The sequence below is a fragment of the Delftia sp. genome, assembly GCF_059499305.1.
In genome coordinates this window covers 270,220-289,016 of the sequence record NZ_JCABYI010000024.1, presented here as the reverse complement: position 1 = coordinate 289,016, position 18,797 = coordinate 270,220, and the positions used below count along the sequence as shown (strand labels likewise).

23 protein-coding genes are annotated in these 18,797 nt (G+C 66.3%); 21 read left to right on the top strand and 2 right to left on the bottom strand.

The window, feature by feature from the left end:
* Positions 1-15: 15 nt before the first annotated feature.
* The 20 genes from AC5I49_RS15600 (at position 16) to hisA (ending at position 15,289) form a co-directional block, all read left to right on the top strand.
* Entirely contained in the window at positions 16-669 is a 654-nt protein-coding gene (locus AC5I49_RS15600) for an amino acid ABC transporter permease (protein WP_012207336.1), read from the top strand.
* Positions 650-1,438, top strand: coding sequence for an amino acid ABC transporter ATP-binding protein (locus tag AC5I49_RS15595; protein ID WP_275405950.1), 789 nt, complete (start codon positions 650-652; stop codon positions 1,436-1,438). The genes AC5I49_RS15600 and AC5I49_RS15595 overlap by 20 nt, the downstream gene beginning before the upstream one ends.
* A 218-nt stretch (positions 1,439-1,656) precedes the next feature.
* Complete coding sequence (locus AC5I49_RS15590) at positions 1,657-2,496, top strand: ABC transporter ATP-binding protein (protein ID WP_016445575.1); 840 nt, start codon at positions 1,657-1,659, stop codon at positions 2,494-2,496.
* On the top strand, positions 2,493-3,275 hold the full coding sequence (mlaE, locus tag AC5I49_RS15585) for a lipid asymmetry maintenance ABC transporter permease subunit MlaE (RefSeq protein WP_016445576.1): 783 nt from the start codon (positions 2,493-2,495) through the stop codon (positions 3,273-3,275). The genes AC5I49_RS15590 and mlaE overlap by 4 nt, the downstream gene beginning before the upstream one ends.
* A 43-nt stretch (positions 3,276-3,318) precedes the next feature.
* Entirely contained in the window at positions 3,319-3,804 is a 486-nt protein-coding gene (gene mlaD, locus AC5I49_RS15580) for an outer membrane lipid asymmetry maintenance protein MlaD (RefSeq protein ID WP_016445577.1), read from the top strand.
* Positions 3,801-4,601 (top strand): MlaA family lipoprotein, encoded by an 801-nt coding sequence (locus AC5I49_RS15575; protein WP_034364771.1) that lies wholly within the window; start codon positions 3,801-3,803, stop codon positions 4,599-4,601. Before mlaD ends, AC5I49_RS15575 begins: the two co-directional genes overlap by 4 nt.
* 115 nt (positions 4,602-4,716) lie before the next feature.
* On the top strand, positions 4,717-5,358 hold the full coding sequence (locus AC5I49_RS15570) for an MlaC/ttg2D family ABC transporter substrate-binding protein (protein ID WP_016445579.1): 642 nt from the start codon (positions 4,717-4,719) through the stop codon (positions 5,356-5,358).
* Complete coding sequence (locus tag AC5I49_RS15565) at positions 5,355-5,666, top strand: STAS domain-containing protein (RefSeq protein WP_488175206.1); 312 nt, start codon at positions 5,355-5,357, stop codon at positions 5,664-5,666. Before AC5I49_RS15570 ends, AC5I49_RS15565 begins: the two co-directional genes overlap by 4 nt.
* 73 nt (positions 5,667-5,739) lie before the next feature.
* The gene (locus AC5I49_RS15560; protein ID WP_017405469.1) at positions 5,740-6,669 is read left to right on the top strand and encodes an ABC transporter ATP-binding protein; all 930 of its coding nucleotides are present in this window, start codon (positions 5,740-5,742) and stop codon (positions 6,667-6,669) included.
* Entirely contained in the window at positions 6,666-7,421 is a 756-nt protein-coding gene (locus AC5I49_RS15555) for an ABC transporter permease (protein ID WP_016445581.1), read from the top strand. Before AC5I49_RS15560 ends, AC5I49_RS15555 begins: the two co-directional genes overlap by 4 nt.
* Before the next feature lie 126 nt (positions 7,422-7,547).
* Positions 7,548-7,796, top strand: a complete 249-nt coding sequence (locus tag AC5I49_RS15550) for a BolA family protein (protein ID WP_012207326.1) — start codon at positions 7,548-7,550, stop codon at positions 7,794-7,796.
* A gap of 104 nt (positions 7,797-7,900) precedes the next feature.
* Complete coding sequence (gene murA / locus AC5I49_RS15545) at positions 7,901-9,169, top strand: UDP-N-acetylglucosamine 1-carboxyvinyltransferase (protein WP_016445582.1); 1,269 nt, start codon at positions 7,901-7,903, stop codon at positions 9,167-9,169.
* Complete coding sequence (gene hisG / locus AC5I49_RS15540) at positions 9,166-9,810, top strand: ATP phosphoribosyltransferase (RefSeq protein ID WP_312840275.1); 645 nt, start codon at positions 9,166-9,168, stop codon at positions 9,808-9,810. Before murA ends, hisG begins: the two co-directional genes overlap by 4 nt.
* 13 nt (positions 9,811-9,823) lie before the next feature.
* Entirely contained in the window at positions 9,824-11,140 is a 1,317-nt protein-coding gene (hisD, locus tag AC5I49_RS15535; protein ID WP_034364866.1) for a histidinol dehydrogenase, read from the top strand.
* A 77-nt stretch (positions 11,141-11,217) separates the two neighbouring features.
* Positions 11,218-11,523, top strand: a complete 306-nt coding sequence (locus AC5I49_RS15530) for a hypothetical protein (protein ID WP_174538854.1) — start codon at positions 11,218-11,220, stop codon at positions 11,521-11,523.
* Positions 11,520-11,957: a PIN domain-containing protein gene (locus AC5I49_RS15525; RefSeq protein ID WP_016445586.1), complete on the top strand. Its 438-nt coding sequence runs from the start codon at positions 11,520-11,522 to the stop codon at positions 11,955-11,957. The genes AC5I49_RS15530 and AC5I49_RS15525 overlap by 4 nt, the downstream gene beginning before the upstream one ends.
* A 53-nt stretch (positions 11,958-12,010) precedes the next feature.
* Positions 12,011-13,135, top strand: a complete 1,125-nt coding sequence (hisC, locus tag AC5I49_RS15520) for a histidinol-phosphate transaminase (protein ID WP_017405474.1) — start codon at positions 12,011-12,013, stop codon at positions 13,133-13,135.
* Positions 13,132-13,737, top strand: coding sequence for an imidazoleglycerol-phosphate dehydratase HisB (gene hisB / locus AC5I49_RS15515; RefSeq protein WP_034364767.1), 606 nt, complete (start codon positions 13,132-13,134; stop codon positions 13,735-13,737). The genes hisC and hisB overlap by 4 nt, the downstream gene beginning before the upstream one ends.
* 81 nt (positions 13,738-13,818) lie before the next feature.
* Entirely contained in the window at positions 13,819-14,487 is a 669-nt protein-coding gene (gene hisH, locus AC5I49_RS15510; protein ID WP_017405475.1) for an imidazole glycerol phosphate synthase subunit HisH, read from the top strand.
* A 61-nt stretch (positions 14,488-14,548) separates the two neighbouring features.
* Complete coding sequence (hisA, locus tag AC5I49_RS15505) at positions 14,549-15,289, top strand: 1-(5-phosphoribosyl)-5-[(5-phosphoribosylamino)methylideneamino]imidazole-4-carboxamide isomerase (protein WP_016445590.1); 741 nt, start codon at positions 14,549-14,551, stop codon at positions 15,287-15,289.
* An 85-nt stretch (positions 15,290-15,374) separates the two neighbouring features.
* On the opposite strand, the gene AC5I49_RS15500 is transcribed toward hisA, so the two are convergent.
* On the bottom strand, positions 15,375-16,559 hold the full coding sequence (locus tag AC5I49_RS15500; protein ID WP_043790009.1) for a spherulation-specific family 4 protein: 1,185 nt from the start codon (positions 16,557-16,559) through the stop codon (positions 15,375-15,377).
* Positions 16,560-16,644: 85 nt separating this feature from the next.
* On the opposite strand from AC5I49_RS15500, the gene AC5I49_RS15495 reads away from it, so the two are divergent.
* On the top strand, positions 16,645-17,547 hold the full coding sequence (locus AC5I49_RS15495) for a D-hexose-6-phosphate mutarotase (RefSeq protein WP_312840277.1): 903 nt from the start codon (positions 16,645-16,647) through the stop codon (positions 17,545-17,547).
* A gap of 70 nt (positions 17,548-17,617) precedes the next feature.
* Here AC5I49_RS15495 and AC5I49_RS15490 read toward each other — a convergent pair whose 3' ends face one another.
* Positions 17,618-18,769, bottom strand: a complete 1,152-nt coding sequence (locus AC5I49_RS15490) for a S1C family serine protease (RefSeq protein WP_016445593.1) — start codon at positions 18,767-18,769, stop codon at positions 17,618-17,620.
* Positions 18,770-18,797: the final 28 nt, after the last annotated feature.

Sequence of the window (18,797 nt, the reverse complement as noted above, 5' to 3'; positions counted from 1 at the left end):
CACTGAGGCCATTCGATGGAATATGTAATCTCGCTCATGGGGCCGCTGTCCGCCGGCGCCCTGGTCACCCTCAAGCTCTTCGTCATCACCCTGGCGCTGTCCATTCCCCTGGGACTGTCGCTGGCGCTGATGCGCATCTCCCGCTTTCCCGCCCTGAGCCGGCTGGTCGGCGGCTACATCTGGCTGATGCGCGGCACGCCGCTGATGCTGCAGATGCTGTTCATCTACTTCGCGCTGCCCTTCGTGCCCGTGATCGGCGTGCGCCTGCCCGATTTCCCGGCCGCCGTCGTCGCCTTCGCGCTGAACTACGCCGCCTACTTCGCCGAAATCTTCCGCGCGGGCATCCAGTCCGTGGACCGCGGCCAGTACGAGGGCGCCAAGGTGCTGGGCATGAGCTACGGCCAGACCATGCGCCGCATCATCCTGCCGCAGATGTGGGCGCGCATCATCCCGCCTGTGAGCAACGAGACCATCACCCTGGTCAAGGACACCTCGCTGATCTACGTGCTGGCCCTGAACGATCTGCTGCGCGCGGCGCGCGGCATCGTGCAGCGCGATTTCACCATCACGCCCTTCGTGGTGGCCGCAGGCTTCTATCTGGTCATGACTCTCGTGTTGACCTGGATCTTCCAATACCTAGAAAAACGCCATGCCAAATACGACGCGTGATAACGCGCCCGAGACCATGATCTCGGCGCAGAACATCTGCAAGGGCTTTGGCGGCGTGCCGGTGCTGCGCGGCGTTTCGCTGGAGCTGGCGCGTGGCGAGGTGGTGGCCATCATCGGTCCCTCGGGATCGGGCAAGAGCACCTTTTTGCGCTGCCTCAACCACCTGGAAACCATTGACAGCGGCCGTGTCGCCGTTGAAGGCGAAGTGCTGGTGGACAGCGGCGCGGACGGCCGTGCCCACTACGTGCCCGAGGCGCAGATCCGCCAGATCGGCCGCAAGATGGGCATGGTGTTCCAGTCCTTCAACCTGTTCCCGCACCTCACGGTGCTGGAGAACGTCATCGAGGCGCCCATCATCGTCAAGGGCCTCAGGCGCGAGCAGATCGTGCCCAAGGCCGAGGCGCTGCTGCACAAGGTGGGCCTGCTGGAAAAGCGCGATGCCTATCCCAACCGTCTGTCGGGCGGGCAAAAGCAGCGCGTGGCCATTGCCCGGGCCCTGGCCATGGAGCCCGACATCCTGCTGTTCGACGAGCCCACCTCCGCGCTGGACCCCGAGCTGACCGGCGAGGTGCTGCGCACCATGCGCGAGCTGGCGCAGGAGCACATGACCATGCTGGTCGTGACCCACGAGATGGGCTTTGCCCGTGAAGTGGCCAATCGCGTGATCTTCATGGACAAGGGGGAGATCGTCGAGCAAGGCCCTGCGGAAGCATTCTTTGCGGCGCCGCAGCACACGCGGACCCAGGCATTCCTGCAGAACATGTTGTAAAAAAACATCTGTCCAGTCCGGATTTTCCCCAGGTCCAGAGAGCGTGCAACGCTTGTGTAGCAAGCAAAGCATGCTCTTTTTTTTATGGCGGTTTCTGCCATGACTTTTTGAGAAACATACACGGATGTATGTTTATCTCGGGCGGTGGTGAGCAAGCAGCGGCACCTGTCTGCACAATAGCGGGCTTGCCTGCGAACATTTATCGACCGCACCACAGCATGATCCCAACCGCCTCTTTCGTGGAGTTGCGCAACGTCACCTTCGGCTATGGCGAGCGTGTGATCCTGCGCGACCTGTCGCTGCAGGTGCCGCGCGGCAAAGTCACGGCCCTGATGGGCGCATCGGGCGGGGGCAAGACCACCGTGCTGCGCCTGATCGGCGGCCAGCAGCATGCCCAGCAGGGGCAGGTGCTGTTCGATGGCAAGGACGTCACCACCATGGACGCCGCGGGCCTGTACGCTGCGCGCCGGCGCATGGGCATGCTGTTCCAGTTCGGCGCCCTGTTCACCGACATGAGCGTGTTCGACAACGTGGCCTTCCCGCTGCGCGAGCACACCGACCTTCCCGACGAACTGGTGCGCGACATCGTGCTCATGAAGCTGCATGCCGTGGGTCTGCGCGGTGCGCGCGACCTCATGCCCAGCGAGATATCGGGCGGCATGGCCCGCCGCGTGGCGCTGGCGCGGGCCATTGCACTGGACCCCGAACTGGTCATGTACGACGAGCCCTTCGCCGGGCTGGATCCCATTTCCCTGGGCACCGCTGCCCAACTGATCCGAGAACTCAACGACGCCATGGGCCTGACCTCCATCCTGGTGTCCCATGACGTGGAGGAAACCTTCCATGTGGCCGACCATGTGGTCATCCTGGGCAACGGCGGTGTCGCCGCCCAGGGCTCGCCCGAGGAAGTCAAGGCCAATCCCGATCCGCTGGTGCAGCAGTTCATCCACGCACGCGCCACCGGCCCCGTACCCTTCCATTACCCCGGCGTGAGTGCCGAAGAGGATTTCGGCACGCCTGAAAGCCCGGTCAAGGCCAACGGCCGGAGGCGCGCATGAACCGGCTGCATCCCGCTCGCATCGGTGCGGCAGTGCGCCACCAATTGACCCAGCTGGGCATGGGCACCCGCCTGTTCGGCCGCCTGCTCGCGCTGATGGGGCCGGCGCTGGGCAGGCCGCGGCTGATTGGCGACCAGATCCATTTCCTGGGCAACTATTCGCTGGCCATCATCGGCGTGTCCGGCCTGTTCGTCGGTTTCGTGCTGGGCCTGCAGGGCTACTACACCCTGCAGCGCTACGGCTCGGCCGAGGCGCTGGGCCTGCTGGTGGCGCTGTCCCTGGTGCGCGAGCTCGGCCCCGTCGTCACGGCGCTGCTGTTTGCCGGCCGTGCCGGCACGGCGCTGACGGCCGAGATCGGCCTCATGAAGGCCGGCGAGCAGTTGTCGGCCATGGAAATGATGGCCGTGGACCCCGTGCGCCGCATCCTGGCGCCGCGCTTCGTGGCCGGCCTGATCGCCATGCCGCTGCTGGCCGCTGTCTTCAGCGCCGTCGGCGTGATCGGCGGCTGGCTGGTGGGCGTGGTCATGATCGGCGTCGATGGCGGTGCCTTCTGGGGCCAGATGCAAAACGGCGTGGACTGGTGGTATGACCTGGGCAACGGCGTTCTCAAGAGCCTGGTGTTCGGCGTGGCGGTGACCTTCATCGCGCTGCTGCAGGGCTATGCAGCCAAGCCCACGCCCGAAGGCGTGTCCCGCGCGACCACGCGCACGGTGGTGATGGCCTCGCTGGCCGTGCTGGGGCTGGACTTCCTGCTCACGGCCACGATGTTCAGTCTTTGACCCGGCACCGAAGCCACCCCCGCAAAACAAGGAAAAACAAACCATGCAGCAATCCAAGAGTGATGTCTGGGTCGGACTGTTCGTGCTGATCGGCGCTGCGGCGCTGGTGTTCCTGGCGCTGCAGTCGGCCAACCTGCTGAGCCTGAGCTTCCAGAAAACCTACACGCTGACCGCGCGCTTCGACAACATCGGCGGACTCAAGCCCAAGGCGGCCGTGCGCAGCGCGGGCGTCGTCGTGGGCCGCGTGGAATCCATCACCTTCGACGATCAGGTCTTTCAGGCCAGCGTGACCATGGCCATGGAAAACCGCTACGCGTTTCCCAAGGACAGTTCCCTGAAGATCCTGACCAGCGGCCTGCTCGGCGACCAGTACATCGGCATCGAAGCCGGCGCAGATGACCACAACCTCAAGGATGGCGACCGCGTCGTCGCAACCCAGTCGGCCGTTGTGCTGGAAAATCTGATCGGACAGTTCCTCTACGGCAAGGCCGAGCAGGGTGGCAGCTCCGGTGCAGGAGGCAAAGAATGACAACCAACCATGAACAGGCGACCGCGGGTCGCCCTGCAGTCCAGGCAGCATCCTGGCAGCGCGCAGCCATGCTGGGCACATTGGCCGCCGCTTCGCTGCTCGCCGGCTGCGCCACCGCGCCGGGCGAGGCCCGCAATCCCCAGGACCCGTTCGAGCCGTTCAACCGCAGCGTCTACTCGTTCAACGACGGCCTGGACCGTGCCGTCCTGAAGCCGGTGGCCACGGCCTACCGCGACGTCACTCCGCGTCTGGCCCGCGATGGCGTGAGCAATTTCTTCTCCAACCTCAGCGATGTCTGGTCCTTCGTGAACAACGCGCTGCAGGGCCAGGCCGAAGGCGCCTACAACTCCGTCGTGCGGTTCTCGGTGAATACGGTCTTCGGCCTGGGCGGCTTGCTCGACATCGCCAGCGAGGCCGGCATCGAGCGCCAAAAGCAGGACTTCGGCCAGACCCTGGGTCGCTGGGGCGTGCCCACCGGGCCGTACCTGGTGCTGCCGCTGCTGGGCCCGTCCACGGTGCGTGACACTGCGGCTCTTCCGGTGGATGCCTGGGGCAACCCCATGTCGGCGATTAACGACATCCCGGTTCGCAACAGCCTGTATGTGCTGCGACTGGTGGATACACGTGCCCGCCTGCTCAATGCCTCCGACACGCTGGACTCCGTCGCGCTCGACCGCTACAGCCTGACGCGCGATGTCTACCTGAACCTGCGGCGTGGCAAGTCGGGTGATGACGGTCGCATCGAGGATTACGACGACGATGCCGGCAAGCTGCCGCCCGAAGACGGCGCGAAGTAAGCAGTTCGTAACATCCCGAGATGAAAAACGGCCGCTGCCTGACATGGCGCGGCCGGAAAAATGTGCAATATCAACCCGGTCCGGGGCATGAGGCCCTGCTGGGAAAGGAAGAGTGATGATCAATCGACGTGCCTGGAGCGCTGCCGCTGCAGCCATGCTGGCCATGGGAACCCTTGGCGCGGCACTGCCGGCCCGCGCAGCCGGCGAGACCCCCGATGCGCTGATCAAGCGTGTCTCCACCGACGTGCTGGAAACCATCAAGAAGGACCCCTCGCTGCGCGAGGGCGATGTCTCCAAGGTCAATGCGCTGGTCAATGACAAGGTCATGCCGTATGTGAATTTCCGCCGCATGACCTCCGCCTCGGTGGGGCCGGCCTGGCGCCAGGCCACGCCTGCGCAGCGCGAGAAGCTGGAGACCGAGTTCAAGGCCCTGCTGATCCGCACCTATTCGGGCGCGCTGACGCAGGTCAGCAACCAGACCATCAACGTCAAGCCCCTGCGCGCGGCAGCCGGCGACACCGATGTGCTGGTGCGCACCGAAGTGCTGGGCCGCGGCGAGCCCGTGCAGCTGGACTACCGGCTCGAGAAGTCCGGCGACGGCTGGAAGATCTACAACCTGAACGTGCTGGGCGTGTGGCTGGTGGAAACCTACCGCAACCAGTTCAGCCAGGAAATCAATGCCCGCGGCATCGACGGCCTGATCGAGACCCTGGCCACGCGCAGCAAGATGCCGGCCACGCCGCCCTCCAAGGGCTGACAGCCGCGGACGCACGCGCCATGCTGCAGCTCCCCCGTGAACTGACCTACCGCCAGGCGCGCAGCTGTCTCGTGCAGCTGCGGCCCCAGGTGCAGGCCTTCGATGGCGCCCAGGTGCGTGTCGATGCCAGCGGTGTCGAGGTCTTCGACTCGTCCGCACTGGCCGTGCTGCTGGCCTGCCGCCGCACCGCGAAGGCGGCAGACAAGCAATTGGTGGTCGTGGGCCTGCCGCAGGGCCTGCAGTCCATGGCAGCGCTGTATGGCGTCGACGGGCTGCTGGCCGACACGGCCGCATCCTCCCCCTCCTGAGCCGGCGCAGCGCGCCGCTGCAAAGAGCCCTGCAAGGCAGGTTTGGCTGCAAGGGCCTAGAATCGCGCCTCGCATGTCTGCCGTCTCATTCCAATCCATCTCCAAGACCTACCAGACCCCCAAGGGGGCCTTCCAGGCGCTCAACCACGTGAGTCTGGACATCGAGGAGGGCGAGTTCTTCGGCCTGCTCGGTCCCAATGGCGCTGGCAAGACCACGATGATCAGCATCCTGGCCGGCCTGTCGCGCGCCACCAGCGGCCGCGTGCTGGTCCAGGGCAGCGACGTGCATGCCGACTACTCGGCTGCCCGGCGCAAGCTGGGCATCGTGCCGCAGGAGCTGGTCTTCGATCCCTTCTTCAATGTGCGCGAGGCGCTGCGCTTTCAGTCCGGCTATTTCGGCGTCAAGAACAATGACGACTGGATCGACGAGCTGCTGCACAGCCTGGGACTGACCGACAAGGCCAACTCCAACATGCGCCAGCTGTCCGGCGGCATGAAGCGCCGCGTGCTGGTGGCCCAGGCGCTGGTGCACAAGCCGCCCATCATCGTGCTCGACGAGCCCACGGCCGGCGTGGACGTGGAGCTGCGCCAGACGCTGTGGCACTTCATCGCACGCCTGAACCGCGAAGGCCATACCGTGCTGCTCACCACCCACTACCTGGAAGAGGCCGAGGCGCTGTGCAGCCGCGTGGCCATGCTCAAGCAGGGCAACATCGTCAAGCTCTCGACCATGTCGGATCTGCTCAAGTCCGCCTCCTCCAACGTGCTGCAGTTCAAGACCGATACCGCGTTGCCGCCGGCCCTGGCCGCACGGGCGCGGGTGACCGGCCGCATCGTGCAGATACCCGCCAACGACGCCAGCGATGTGGAGCGCCTGCTCGCCGCGCTGCGCGAGGGCTCCGTCGTGCCCGAGGACGTGGAAATCCGCCGCGCCGATCTGGAGGACGTCTTCATCCATGTGATGAATGAGCAGGGACAGACTTCGCAGGGAGCTTCGGCATGAACGGCTGGCAGACTCTGCTCAAGAAGGAAGTGCTGCGCTTTTGGAAGGTCAGCTTCCAGACCGTGGCCGCACCCGTGCTCACGGCCGTGCTCTATCTGCTGATCTTCGGCCATGTGCTCGAAGGCCGGGTGCTGGTGTATGACCGCATCAGCTACACGGCCTTCCTGATCCCTGGCCTGGTGATGATGAGCGTGCTGCAGAACGCCTTCGCCAACAGCTCCTCCAGCCTGGTGCAGAGCAAGATCATGGGCTCCATGGTCTTCGTGCTGCTCACGCCACTGTCGCACTGGGCCTGGTTCGGGGCCTATGTGGGAGCGTCGGTGCTGCGCGGGCTGCTGGTGGGCGCGGGCGTGTTCGTCGTCACGCTGTACTTCGCCATTCCCGAATTCACGGCACCGCTGTGGATTCTGGTCTTCGGCCTGCTGGGCGCGGCGCTGCTGGGCACGCTGGGTGTGATCGCCGGCCTGTGGGCCGACAAGTTCGACCAGATGGCGGCCTTTCAGAACTTCCTGATCATGCCCATGACGTTCCTGTCGGGCGTGTTCTATTCGATCCAGTCCCTGCCGCCTTTTTGGCAAAAAGTCAGCCATCTGAACCCGTTCTTCTACATGATCGACGGTTTCCGCTACGGCTTCTTCGGCCAGAGCGACGTATCGCCCTGGGTCAGCCTGGCCATCGTCGGCTCTGCCTGGCTGGCGGTGAGTGCCCTGGCCGTGCATCTGCTGCGCATCGGCTACAAGATCCGCGGCTGAGGTTTTTCCTCAGGCTGCGGCGGGCGCTGTGCCGGCATTTTCGAACCCACTCATGAACAGGCGGCCGGCGCCCGGCGCCGCCGCCAACCAAGGCCATGCCGCGATGCATGGCAGGAAAGCTTCCCCATGACTGCAGACCAACTCAAGGAACTGATCGCCACCGGCCTGCCTTGCGAACACATTGCGCTGGAAGGCGACGGACGGCACTGGTTTGCCACCATCGTCTCGGCCCAATTCGAGGGCCAGCGCCTGCTGCAGCGCCAGCGCCTGGTCTACGCCACGCTGGGCCAGCGCATGCATACCGACGAGGTCCATGCGCTGTCCATGAAGACCTACACGCCCGCCGAGTGGGCTGCCCAGGCCGGCCAGGCCTGAGCGCACAGCCCGGTCACGACGCCTCAGACTTTCTGCCGCAACTGGTCGATACGGCCCGTGCGGCATCTCCTTTTTCCCGATTTCCAGATTCAAGTCTGTCAGCCATGGACAAACTCCTGATTCGCGGTGGCCGAGCGCTGCATGGCGAGGTGACGGTCTCCGGCGCCAAGAATGCCGCCCTGCCCGAGCTGTGCGCCGCGCTGCTGTCGTCCGAGCCCGTCACCCTGCGCAATGTGCCGCGCCTGCAGGACGTGGCCACCATGCTCAAGCTCATCCGCAACATGGGTGTCGGCGCCGAGCACGATGACAGCGGCACCGTGCGCATCCACGCCGGCTCGCTGTCCAACCCCGAGGCACCCTACGAACTGGTCAAGACCATGCGCGCCTCGGTCCTGGCCCTGGGCCCGCTGCTGGCCCGATTCGGCCAGGCCCGCGTGTCGCTGCCCGGCGGCTGCGCCATCGGCTCGCGCCCCGTGGACCAGCACATCAAGGGCCTGCAGGCCATGGGTGCCGAGATCGTTGTCGAGAACGGCTACATGCACGCGTGCCTGCCCGGGCATCTCAAGCGCCTGCAGGGCGCCCGCATCACCACCGACATGGTGACGGTCACGGGCACCGAGAACTTCCTGATGGCCGCCGTGCTGGCCGAAGGCGAGACGGTGCTGGAAAACGCCGCCATGGAGCCCGAGATCGGCGACCTGGCCGAAATGCTCATCAAGATGGGCGCAAGGATCGAAGGGCACGGCACCAGCCGCATCGTCATCCAGGGCGTGGAGCGGCTGAGCGGCTGCGAGCACCAGGTGGTGGCCGACCGCATCGAGGCCGGCACCTTCTTGTGCGCCGTGGCGGCCACGGGCGGCGAGGCGCTGCTGCGCAATGGCCGTGCCGACCACCTGGGCGCGGTCATCGACAAGCTCAAGGACGCTGGGGCCGAAGTGTCCGCCGAGGAGGGCGGCATCCGCGTGCGCGCTGCCGGCAAGCTCAAGGCCCAGAGTTTCCGCACCACCGAGTACCCGGGCTTTCCCACCGACATGCAGGCGCAGTTCATGGCGCTGAACCTGGTGGCCGAAGGCTGCAGCATGGTCACCGAGACCATCTTCGAGAACCGCTTCATGCACGTCGACGAGATGCTGCGCCTGGGCGCGCAGATCACCACCGACGGACGCGTGGCCACCATCACCGGCAGCCAGTCGCTGTCGGGCGCGGCCGTCATGGCCACCGACCTGCGCGCTTCGGCCAGCCTGGTCATCGCCGGCCTCGTGGCCAAGGGCGAGACCCTGGTCGATCGCATCTATCATCTGGACCGCGGCTACGATCGCATGGAAGACAAGCTGCGCGGCCTGGGTGCCGACATCGAAAGAGTTTCCCAATGACCATCACGATTGCCCTGTCCAAGGGCCGCATCTACGACGAAACCGTGCCGCTGCTGGCCGCTGCCGGCATCTCGGTCACCGAAGACATTGAAAAGTCGCGCAAGCTGATCTTCGAGACCAACCAGAGCCACGTGCGCGTGGTGCTGGTGCGCGCCTCCGACGTGCCGGTCTACGTGCAGTACGGCGGCGCCGACCTCGGCGTGGCCGGCCTGGACTCGCTGATCGAGCATGGTGGCCAGGGCCTGTACCAGCCCCTGGACCTGAAGATCGCGCGCTGCCGCGTCAGCGTCGCCGTGCGCAACGGCTTCGACTACGCGCTGGCCGTCAAGCAGGGCGCCCGTCTGCGCATCGCCACCAAGTATCCCGAGATCGCGCGCAACTTCTTCGCCACCAAGGGCGTGCACGTGGACATGGTCAAGCTCTACGGCTCCATGGAACTGGCCCCGCTGACCGGCATGGCCGACGCCATCGTCGACTTGGTGTCCACCGGCAACACGCTCAGGGCCAATGACCTGGTCGAGGTCGAGCCCATCATGGAGATCAGCTCGCGCCTGGTGGTCAACCAGGCCTCGCTCAAGCTCAAGCAGGCCCCTCTGCGCAAGATCATCGATGCCTTCGCATCGGCCATTCCCCAAGACTGAAGCCCTCTGCACCATGGAATACCAAGCCGCTCCCGCCCGCCTGTCCACGCTTGACGCCAACTTCGAACACGATTTTGCGCAGCGCCTGCATTGGTCGGCGGACACGGACGCGGCCATCGAGCAGCGCGTGGCCGACATCCTGGCCGATGTGCAAAAGCGTGGCGATGCGGCCGTGCTGGAGTACACGGCGCGCTTCGATGGATTGCAGGTGGACGGCATGGCAGCGCTGGAGCTGACGCAGGCCGAGCTCAAGGCCGCCTTCGACAGCCTGGGCGACGAGCAGCGCGATGCGCTGACGGCCGCCGCCCAGCGCGTGCGCACCTACCACGAGGCACAAAAGCGCGCCAGCGGCGAGAGCTGGAGCTACCGTGACGCCGATGGCACCCTGCTGGGCCAGAAGGTCACGCCGCTGGACCGCGTGGGCATCTATGTGCCCGGCGGCAAGGCGGCCTATCCGTCCAGCGTGCTGATGAATGCCATTCCCGCCCACGTGGCTGGCGTGCAGGAAATCATCATGGTCGTGCCCACGCCACGCGGCGAGAAGAATGCCCTGGTGCTGGCCGCCGCCTATGTGGCTGGCGTCACGCGCGGCTTCACCATCGGCGGTGCCCAGGCCGTGGCGGCCCTGGCCTACGGCACGGCCACCATCCCGAAGGTGGACAAGATCACCGGCCCCGGCAATGCCTATGTGGCCAGCGCCAAGAAGCGGGTGTTCGGCACCGTGGGCATCGACATGATTGCCGGCCCCAGTGAAATCCTGGTGCTGGCCGACGGCAGCACGCCGCCCGACTGGGTGGCCATGGACCTGTTCAGCCAGGCAGAGCATGACGAGCTGGCGCAAAGCATCCTGCTGTGCCCCGATGCCGACTACATCGCCGCCGTCCAGCGCGAGATCGACCGCCTGCTGCCCGAGATGCCGCGGCGCGCCATCATCGCCAAGAGCCTGAGCGACCGGGGTGCCCTCATCCTCACGCGCGACATGCAGGAGGCCTGCGCCATCAGCAACCGCATCGCGCCCGAGCACCTGGAAGTCTCCAGCAACGATCCCCACCAGTGGGAGCCGCTGCTGCGCCATGCAGGCGCCATCTTCCTGGGGGCCTACACCAGCGAAAGCCTGGGCGACTACTGCGCCGGCCCCAACCACGTGCTGCCCACCAGCGGCACGGCGCGCTTTTCCTCGCCGCTGGGGGTCTATGACTTCCAGAAGCGATCCAGCCTCATCGAGGTCAGCGAGCAGGGCGCCCAGACCCTGGGCCGCATCGCCTCGGTGCTGGCGCATGGCGAAGGCCTGCAAGGCCATGCGCGTGCGGCCGAAATGCGCCTGAAGTAGACACTCGCTTCCTGCTGGATGAAGGCGCCGTCACCGAAAGGGGCGGCGCTTTTTGCTGCCTGAGCGCTAGAGCAAGTATGTCAAGAATCGACACGAAATCAGTGGAGCACGAATTTCGTGTAGACTTGCACCCTGTGAAGAACCTCACCATCACCGTCGAAGACAGCGTGCTCGAATGGGCCCGCATCGAGGCCGCGCGCCGCGGTACCAGCGTCTCGCGCATGGTGGGCGACTTCATGGCCGAGATGCAGCGCCGCGAGGACGCCTACGAGCGCGCCTACCTGGCCTGGCGCACCGACGAGCGCGGCTGGGACGGCGGCCAGCCGTCATCCACGCAGCCCGCCCAGCGCAGTGCCGCGCTGCGCCGCGAGGGCCAGGCATGAACACCGTCTTCGTCGATACCTCCGTGCTGGTCGCTGCCGAAGACACGGGGCAGGGCGCCTTGCATGCCGCCGTGCTGCAGTGGCTGGACCTGCTGTGGCGCACGCGCAGCGGGCGCACCGGCAGTCAGTCGCTGTGCGAGTTCTATGAACAGGTCACCACGGCCGCCCAGCCTTTGCCGCAGGGCGATGCGCGCGCCGCCATCCGCCGCTACCAGACCTGGACGCCCTGGAAGACCGATGCCGCCACGCTGGAGACCGCCTGGGCCGTGCAATCGCGCCACCAGCTGGCCTTTGGCGACTGCCTGGCCGTGGCCTGCGCCCAGCACAGCGGCTGCGAGCAGATGCTGACCCTGCACCTGCCGCACGGCGCCCAGTTTGGCGGCGTCGCCATGGTGCACCCGCTGCACCAGGCGCCGCCGCAGCAGCAGGCCTGAGCGGCTTCGCTGATAGATTTCTTCCCCCACTGACTCGTGAAAGTGTGCATGCCATGACAGCTTCCATTCCGCAGGTTCAGGCCCTGGCCCTGGAGCGCATCCGCGCCGATGTCCGCTCCATGCATGCCTACCATGTGCAGCCCTCGCAAGGCCTGCTCAAGATGGACACGATGGAGAACCCCTTCCGACTGCCACCCGAGCTGCAGGCCGCGCTGGGCGAGCGCCTGGGCCGGCTGGAGATCAACCGCTACCCTGGCGAGCGCCAGGAAGTGCTTAAGGACATGCTGGCCCGCTACGCGCAGGCGCCGGCCGGCAGCGCCGTACTGCTGGGCAATGGCTCGGACGAGATCATCACGCTGCTGGCCCTGGCCTGTGCCCAGCCCCACGCCGAGGGCCGCGCCACCATGCTGGCGCCCATGCCGGGCTTCGTCATGTATCCCATGAGCGCCAGGCTGCAGGGCCTGGACTTTGTGGGGGTCGACCTGACGGCCGACTTCGAGCTGGACGTGCCCGCCATGCGCGCCGCCATTGCCGAGCACCGCCCCGCCATCACCTATATCGCCTATCCCAACAATCCCACGGCCACGCTCTGGGCCGAGGCCGATGTGCAGGCCGTGATCGACGCGGTCGGCGCCATCGGCGGCCTGGTCGTCATGGACGAGGCCTACCAGCCCTTCGCCCGCCGCAGCTGGGCAGAGAACATGCGCGCCGACCCGGCCCGCAACGCCCATGTGCTGCTGATGCGCACGCTCAGCAAGTTCGGCCTGGCCGGTGCGCGCCTGGGCTACCTGATCGGCCCGGCCGCCATCGTCGGCGAGATCGACAAGGTGCGCCCGCCCTACAACATCAGCGTGCTCAACTGCGAGACGGCCATCTTCGCGCTGGAGCACGAGGCGCTGTATGCGCAGCAGGCCGTGGCCATCCGCGCCGAGCGCCAGCCGCTGATCGACGCGCTGACCGCGCTGCCGGGTGTGGAAAAGATCTGGCCATCCGAGGCCAACATGGTCTTGCTGCGCGTGCGCGATGCCGCGCGTGCCCAGGCCGAGATGAAGGCCCGGGGCGTGCTGGTGAAGAACGTCAGTGCCATGCACCCGCTGCTGGCCAATTGCCTGCGCCTGACCGTGGGCACCCACGAAGAAAACGCCCAGATGCTGGCGGCCCTGAAGGAATCCCTATGAGCAATGCAGTCCCCGCACGCGCCGCCGAAGTGCAGCGCAACACCGCCGAGACCCGGATCAAGGTCGCCATCAACCTGGACGGCACGGGCAAGGCCAGCCTGCACTCGGGCATCGGCTTTCTGGATCACATGCTCGACCAGATCGCGCGCCACGGCCTGATCGACCTGGACATCGAGTGCGAGGGCGACCTGCACATCGACGGCCACCACACGGTGGAGGACATCGGCATCACCCTGGGCCAGGCCTTCGCCAAGGCCGTGGGCGACAAGAAGGGCATCCGCCGCTACGGCCACGCCTATGTGCCGCTGGACGAGGCCCTGAGCCGCGTGGTCATCGATTTCTCGGGCCGTCCCGGGCTGCACATGGACGTGAAATTCACGGCCGGCAGCATCGGCCAGCTCGACACCCAGCTGGTCTACGAATTCTTCCAGGGCTTCGTCAACCATGCGGGCGTGACCCTGCACATCGACAACCTCAAGGGCTTCAATGCCCACCACCAGTGCGAGACCATCTTCAAGGCCTTCGCACGCGCCCTGCGCTTTGCGCTGGAGCATGACGAGCGCATGGCCGGCGTCATCCCCTCGACCAAGGGCGCTCTGTAAAGAGAAGCGATTGGCATCGGCCAGAACTTGATCTGACCGGGCAATCCCGCCGAAAATCCGACAGAACACGCGCCACACGCTATGAGTTTGACTGACAACACCGTCGCCGTCGTCGATTACGGCATGGGCAATCTGCGCTCGGTTTCACAGGCCGTGCGCACGGCCGCCGCCGATTCCGGCTGGCAGGTCGTTGTGACCTCCGATCCCGAGGTGGTCCTGGCCGCCGACCGCGTCGTGCTGCCGGGCCAGGGCGCCATGCCCGACTGCATGCGCGAGCTGCGCGAATCCGGCCTGCAGGAAGCCGTGCTGCATGCCGCTGCCAACAAGCCCCTGTTCGGCGTCTGCGTGGGCATGCAGATGCTGCTGGACCACAGCGACGAAGGTGACGTGCCCGGCCTGGGCCTCATCCCCGGCAACGTGCGCAAGTTCGATCTGGCGGGCCGCACCCAGGCCGATGGCAGCCGCTTCAAGGTTCCGCAGATGGGCTGGAACCGCGTGCACCAGACGCACAACGCCGGCCATGCCCACCCGCTGTGGCGTGGAATTCCCGAAGACAGCTTCTACTACTTCGTGCACAGTTTCTATGCCGTGGTGCAGCAGCCGCAGCATTGCGCTGCGCAGGCCGACTACGGCGGGCGCTTTGCCTGCGCCATCGCGCGCGATAATATTTTCGCCACGCAGTTTCACCCCGAAAAAAGCGCTGACCAGGGCCTGGCCCTGTTCCGCAACTTTCTGGGCTGGAAGCCCTGAATCCCCTTTTCTTCCCCGCACCGGCCGCTGAATCCCAGGCCTTCATTGCTCGCAAACCATCATGCTGCTCATTCCTGCCATCGACCTCAAGGACGGCCACTGCGTACGCCTCATCCAGGGTGATATGGACCAGTCGACCACGTTCGGCGAAGACCCGGCCATCATCGCCCGCCGCTGGCTCGACGCCGGCGCGCGCCGCCTGCACCTGGTGGACCTCAATGGCGCGTTTGCGGGCCAGCCCAAGAACCTTGCGGCCATCAAGGCCATCCTCAAAGAGGTGGACGGCCGGATTCCGGTGCAGCTCGGCGGAGGCATCCGTGACCTGGACACCATCGAGAAATACATAGATGCCGGCATCAGCTACGTGATCATCGGCACCGCTGCCGTGAAGAACCCTGGCTTTCTGCAGGACGCCTGCAGCGCCTTCGGCGGCCATGTGATCGTCGGGCTCGACGCCAAGGACGGCAAGGTCGCCATCGACGGCTGGAGCAAGCTCACGGGCCAGGACGTGCATTCGGTGGCCAAGCGCTTCGAGGACTGGGGTGTGGAGTCCATCATCTACACCGACATCGGCCGCGACGGCATGCTCACGGGCATCAACATCGATGCCACCGTCAATCTTGCCCAATCGCTGAAGATCCCCGTCATCGCCTCGGGCGGCCTGGCGGGCATGGCCGACATCGAGGCGCTGTGCAAGGTCGAGGACGAAGGCATCGAGGGCGTGATCTGCGGTCGCGCCATCTACTCGGGCGATCTCGACTTCGCCGCAGCGCAGGCTCGCGCCGACGAACTCACGGCCTGAGCGGCCTGCGCCTTCTCGATATTCGCGGGCGCCTGTCCCTGACAGGCGCCCGCGCTGCATTCAGCGCCGGGGTTTCAAGCGGCCTCTACGAGCAGGCGGGAAGGGCCTGCCCGGCATTCGTGGCACGCACGGTCTGCACAAAGGCATCCCAGTAATTCGGCAACCCGGCCCAGGGGTTGCCCACGCCGGTGCTGGGCTCGAACTCCAGCTGGGTCACATAGATCCATCCCGCCTGGTAGCGTGCCGAGGCGGCCGACTGCACGGCCGTCTGCATGGCCGCGCAGCCCGACACGTTGTGCACCAGCGAGGCCTGGTGGCTATTGGCCAGCCCGTACAGCCAATCGAAACTGGTCGTGCGCGGATCGTAGGTGGCGTACGTGGAGCCCTTGCCCTCGAACGTGGTCAGCACATCGGCCACATCGGCATAACCGGCCACGGGCACGAGGCCTGGGTTGCCGATCACGATCAGGTCGGGATTCTTGGCCTTGATGTACTGGTAGATGCTGCGGTAGAAGTCCAGCCGGTTGGCGGTGGCCGCCATCTCGTCAATGAAGAAGCCCTTGACCAGGCCTGCGCCGTAGTGCGTGAAATAGTTGTCGATATTGGCCTGGATGCTGGCCAGCGATCGCGTGCCCGTGCCATAGCTGGAGCTCACATAGCCCACCAACTGCCCGCCCGCGTTGGCAAAAGCGGTTGCGGCGCGCGTGATGTTCGCATCCGGGCCACTGAAAATGCCGTTGGCCGGGTTCAGGATGGCCGTCATCTGCACGGTCGGATTTGCCTGGGCGCTGGCTGCCAGCGCATTCCAGGCCGTGGCCCCCGCGCCCGTGGGATAGAAATACGCAGGCACCAGCACCCGCAGCGGCGCAGGAGCCGGGCGCAGATAGAAGGTCTGCGAAGCGCTGCCCGTGCGGCTTCCCACGGTGGCGCTGGCCTGCACCTGCTGGCGGCCCGGCGTGGCGCCGGTCAGGGAGGCAGTTGCCACGCCGGAGCTGGTCAGCGCCGAGGTGCTGACGCCTGTGGCTGCGCTGAAGCTCACCACGGTTCCATCGGCGGCATTCACGCCATCTGCGAGAACACCTGCGCGCAGGGTCAGTGCCGAGCCTGCAGTCACCACATCCCTGGCGGCAGGGGCCGTCCATTGCACGGTGACCGAGGTCACTCCGGGCTGGCCGGTGCCGCCGCCATCGCCCCCGGTGCCGCCGCCAGCGCTGCTGTCACCACCACCGCCTCCGCCGCAGGAAGCCAAGGAGGCGGCCAGGGCGAGCATGCCGAGTCGCAGGACAAGAGGAGAGGGAGCGTGGGAGCGTTGCATGACAGAGGAAGGCTGGGCGGGGGAAAGGCTATATTCAAGCATGAAAGTTACATCTTCCTTTCCCGCAGTAACAGCTTTACCTGCGGCCGCGCAAGCTCCCGGCGCCTGCGCTGATGCATGGCAGGGCCTGCCCGCCATCCGCCTGCGCCTGGCCTGCGGCGATGCTGCCCTGGTGGCCTTGCAAGGGGCGCAACTGCTTTCCTGGCAGGCAGGTGGCGAGGAGCAACTGTTCCTGAGTCCCCTGGCGGCCCATGACGGCCACACACCCATACGCGGCGGTATTCCGGTCTGCTTTCCCCAATTCAACCAACGCGGCCCGCTGGTCAAGCACGGCTTTGCGCGCACCCTGCCGTGGCAGGCTGATGCAGCACAGGCCGAGGTTCTTGCCGGCGATGGCTTGTTCCTGCGGCTCAGGCTCGCCGACACGCCGCAGACGCGCGCCGTCTGGCCGCCTTCCTTCGAGACCTGGCTGGAGGTCACGCTGTTGCCCGGCCGGCTTGACGTGGAGCTGGTAGTGCACAACCGGGGCGACACGCCTTTGGCTTTCACTGCCGCCTTGCACAGCTACCTGCGCGTGGCGGACGTGGAGCAATGCCGGCTGCAAGGCCTTGACGGCCTGCCTTACTGGGATGCCGTGGCCGACACCCATCCCACGCAGCACGGTGACGTGCGCTTTGGCGAAGAGCTCGATCGCGTCTACCCCCGGCCCGGGAACGCCATGGAGCTGGCCGCACCTGGCGGCGGCTTGCGGATCTCGCAGGATGCCGCCTGGAGCGAGACCGTGGTCTGGAACCCCGGCCCCGCGCTGTGTGAACGTCTGCCCGACATGCCGCCGCAGGGGTGGCGGCAGATGCTGTGCGTGGAGGCCGCCGCCATCGATGCGCCCGTGCATGTGGCGCCCGGCGCGCAATGGCGCGCGGCCCAGCGCCTGCACAAGCTGTAGCTCAGCACCGGCCCTGCAACGAAAAAAGCGCCTGTTCACAGGCGCTTTTTTCGTTGGGGCGGGGGGCGGGTCAGCGGCGCTGCATGCGCTGTGCCGACTGCGCAGGGCGCAGGCCCGGGGTGATCTGCAGCTCCACGGGGCCTTCGCCCCGGCGCACATCGAATTTCGCGGCCTCGCCGGGCTTGAGCGCGGCCACGGCGGTCAGCAGCTCGGACACATTGCGGATGGGCTTGTCGCCCACCTGCACGATCACATCGCCCGGGCGCATGCCGGCCTGGGCAGCGGGGCCTGCCTGCAGCACGCCGGTGATGATCACGCCGGAGTCGGCCTTCACGCCAAAGGTCTCTGCCAGCTCCGGCGACAGCTCATTGGGCTCCACGCCGATCCAGCCGCGCACCACGCGGCCGTCCTTGACGATGCCGTCCAGCACCAGCTTGGCCGTGGACACGGGAATCGCAAAGCCGATGCCCATGCTGCCGCCCGAGCGCGAATAGATGGCGGTATTGATGCCCAGCAGATTGCCGCTGGCATCCACCAGCGCGCCGCCCGAATTGCCGGGGTTGATGGCGGCGTCGGTCTGGATGAAGTTCTCGAAGGTATTGATGCCCAGCTGGCTGCGGCCCAGGGCGCTGACGATGCCGCTGGTCACCGTCTGGCCCACGCCGAAGGGGTTGCCGATGGCCAGCACGCGGTCGCCCACGTCGATCTGGTCGGAATTGCCCAGAACGATGACGGGCAGCTTGTCCAGGGCGATCTTGAGCACGGCCAGGTCGGTCTCGGGATCGGTACCGATCACCTGGGCCTTGGCCTGGCGGCTGTCGGTCAGCGTGACCTCGATGTCATCGGCGCCCTCGACCACGTGGTTGTTGGTCAGGATGTAGCCGTCCGGGCTGATGATCACGCCGCTGCCCAGGCCTGCCTGCTCCTGCGTGCCCTGGTCGCCGAAGAAGAACTGGAACCACGGATCGTTGCTGCGCGGATGCCGTACCGCCTTGCTGGTGTTGATGCTCACCACGGCCGGCGCTGCCTTCTTGGCCGCAGGTGCAAAGCTGCCCGGGCTGACTTCTCCGACGGGCGTGGCCGGCGCCTCCAGCAACGCAATGCCGGCATTGCTGCGCACAGCGCCGCGGCGCAGCCAGTCCGGCTGCAGGGTGGCAACGACGAAGTAGGCAGCCACCAGGATGGTGACCGCCTGCGAAAACAGCAGCCAGGTGCGTTTCATGAAGTGTGGTGTTCTGTGCGGGAGTACA

Bases quoted from the DNA above. Each gene is read 5' to 3' on its own strand.
- AC5I49_RS15555 (WP_016445581.1), top strand. From the start codon at position 6,666: ATGAACGGCTGGCAGACTCTGCTCAAGAAGGAAGTGCTGCGCTTTTGG.
- hisG (WP_312840275.1), top strand. From the start codon at position 9,166: ATGACCATCACGATTGCCCTGTCCAAGGGCCGCATCTACGACGAAACC.
- murA (WP_016445582.1), top strand. From the start codon at position 7,901: ATGGACAAACTCCTGATTCGCGGTGGCCGAGCGCTGCATGGCGAGGTG.
- AC5I49_RS15525 (WP_016445586.1), top strand. From the start codon at position 11,520: ATGAACACCGTCTTCGTCGATACCTCCGTGCTGGTCGCTGCCGAAGAC.
- AC5I49_RS15575 (WP_034364771.1), top strand. From the start codon at position 3,801: ATGACAACCAACCATGAACAGGCGACCGCGGGTCGCCCTGCAGTCCAG.
- AC5I49_RS15490 (WP_016445593.1), bottom strand. From the start codon at position 18,769: ATGAAACGCACCTGGCTGCTGTTTTCGCAGGCGGTCACCATCCTGGTG.
- AC5I49_RS15560 (WP_017405469.1), top strand. From the start codon at position 5,740: ATGTCTGCCGTCTCATTCCAATCCATCTCCAAGACCTACCAGACCCCC.
- hisD (WP_034364866.1), top strand. From the start codon at position 9,824: ATGGAATACCAAGCCGCTCCCGCCCGCCTGTCCACGCTTGACGCCAAC.
- AC5I49_RS15530 (WP_174538854.1), top strand. From the start codon at position 11,218: ATGTCAAGAATCGACACGAAATCAGTGGAGCACGAATTTCGTGTAGAC.
- AC5I49_RS15495 (WP_312840277.1), top strand. From the start codon at position 16,645: ATGAAAGTTACATCTTCCTTTCCCGCAGTAACAGCTTTACCTGCGGCC.
- mlaD (WP_016445577.1), top strand. From the start codon at position 3,319: ATGCAGCAATCCAAGAGTGATGTCTGGGTCGGACTGTTCGTGCTGATC.
- hisB (WP_034364767.1), top strand. From the start codon at position 13,132: ATGAGCAATGCAGTCCCCGCACGCGCCGCCGAAGTGCAGCGCAACACC.
- AC5I49_RS15600 (WP_012207336.1), top strand. From the start codon at position 16: ATGGAATATGTAATCTCGCTCATGGGGCCGCTGTCCGCCGGCGCCCTG.
- AC5I49_RS15500 (WP_043790009.1), bottom strand. From the start codon at position 16,559: ATGCTCGCCCTGGCCGCCTCCTTGGCTTCCTGCGGCGGAGGCGGTGGT.
- hisC (WP_017405474.1), top strand. From the start codon at position 12,011: ATGACAGCTTCCATTCCGCAGGTTCAGGCCCTGGCCCTGGAGCGCATC.
- hisH (WP_017405475.1), top strand. From the start codon at position 13,819: ATGAGTTTGACTGACAACACCGTCGCCGTCGTCGATTACGGCATGGGC.
- AC5I49_RS15550 (WP_012207326.1), top strand. From the start codon at position 7,548: ATGACTGCAGACCAACTCAAGGAACTGATCGCCACCGGCCTGCCTTGC.
- AC5I49_RS15590 (WP_016445575.1), top strand. From the start codon at position 1,657: ATGATCCCAACCGCCTCTTTCGTGGAGTTGCGCAACGTCACCTTCGGC.
- mlaE (WP_016445576.1), top strand. From the start codon at position 2,493: ATGAACCGGCTGCATCCCGCTCGCATCGGTGCGGCAGTGCGCCACCAA.
- AC5I49_RS15570 (WP_016445579.1), top strand. From the start codon at position 4,717: ATGATCAATCGACGTGCCTGGAGCGCTGCCGCTGCAGCCATGCTGGCC.
- AC5I49_RS15595 (WP_275405950.1), top strand. From the start codon at position 650: ATGCCAAATACGACGCGTGATAACGCGCCCGAGACCATGATCTCGGCG.
- hisA (WP_016445590.1), top strand. From the start codon at position 14,549: ATGCTGCTCATTCCTGCCATCGACCTCAAGGACGGCCACTGCGTACGC.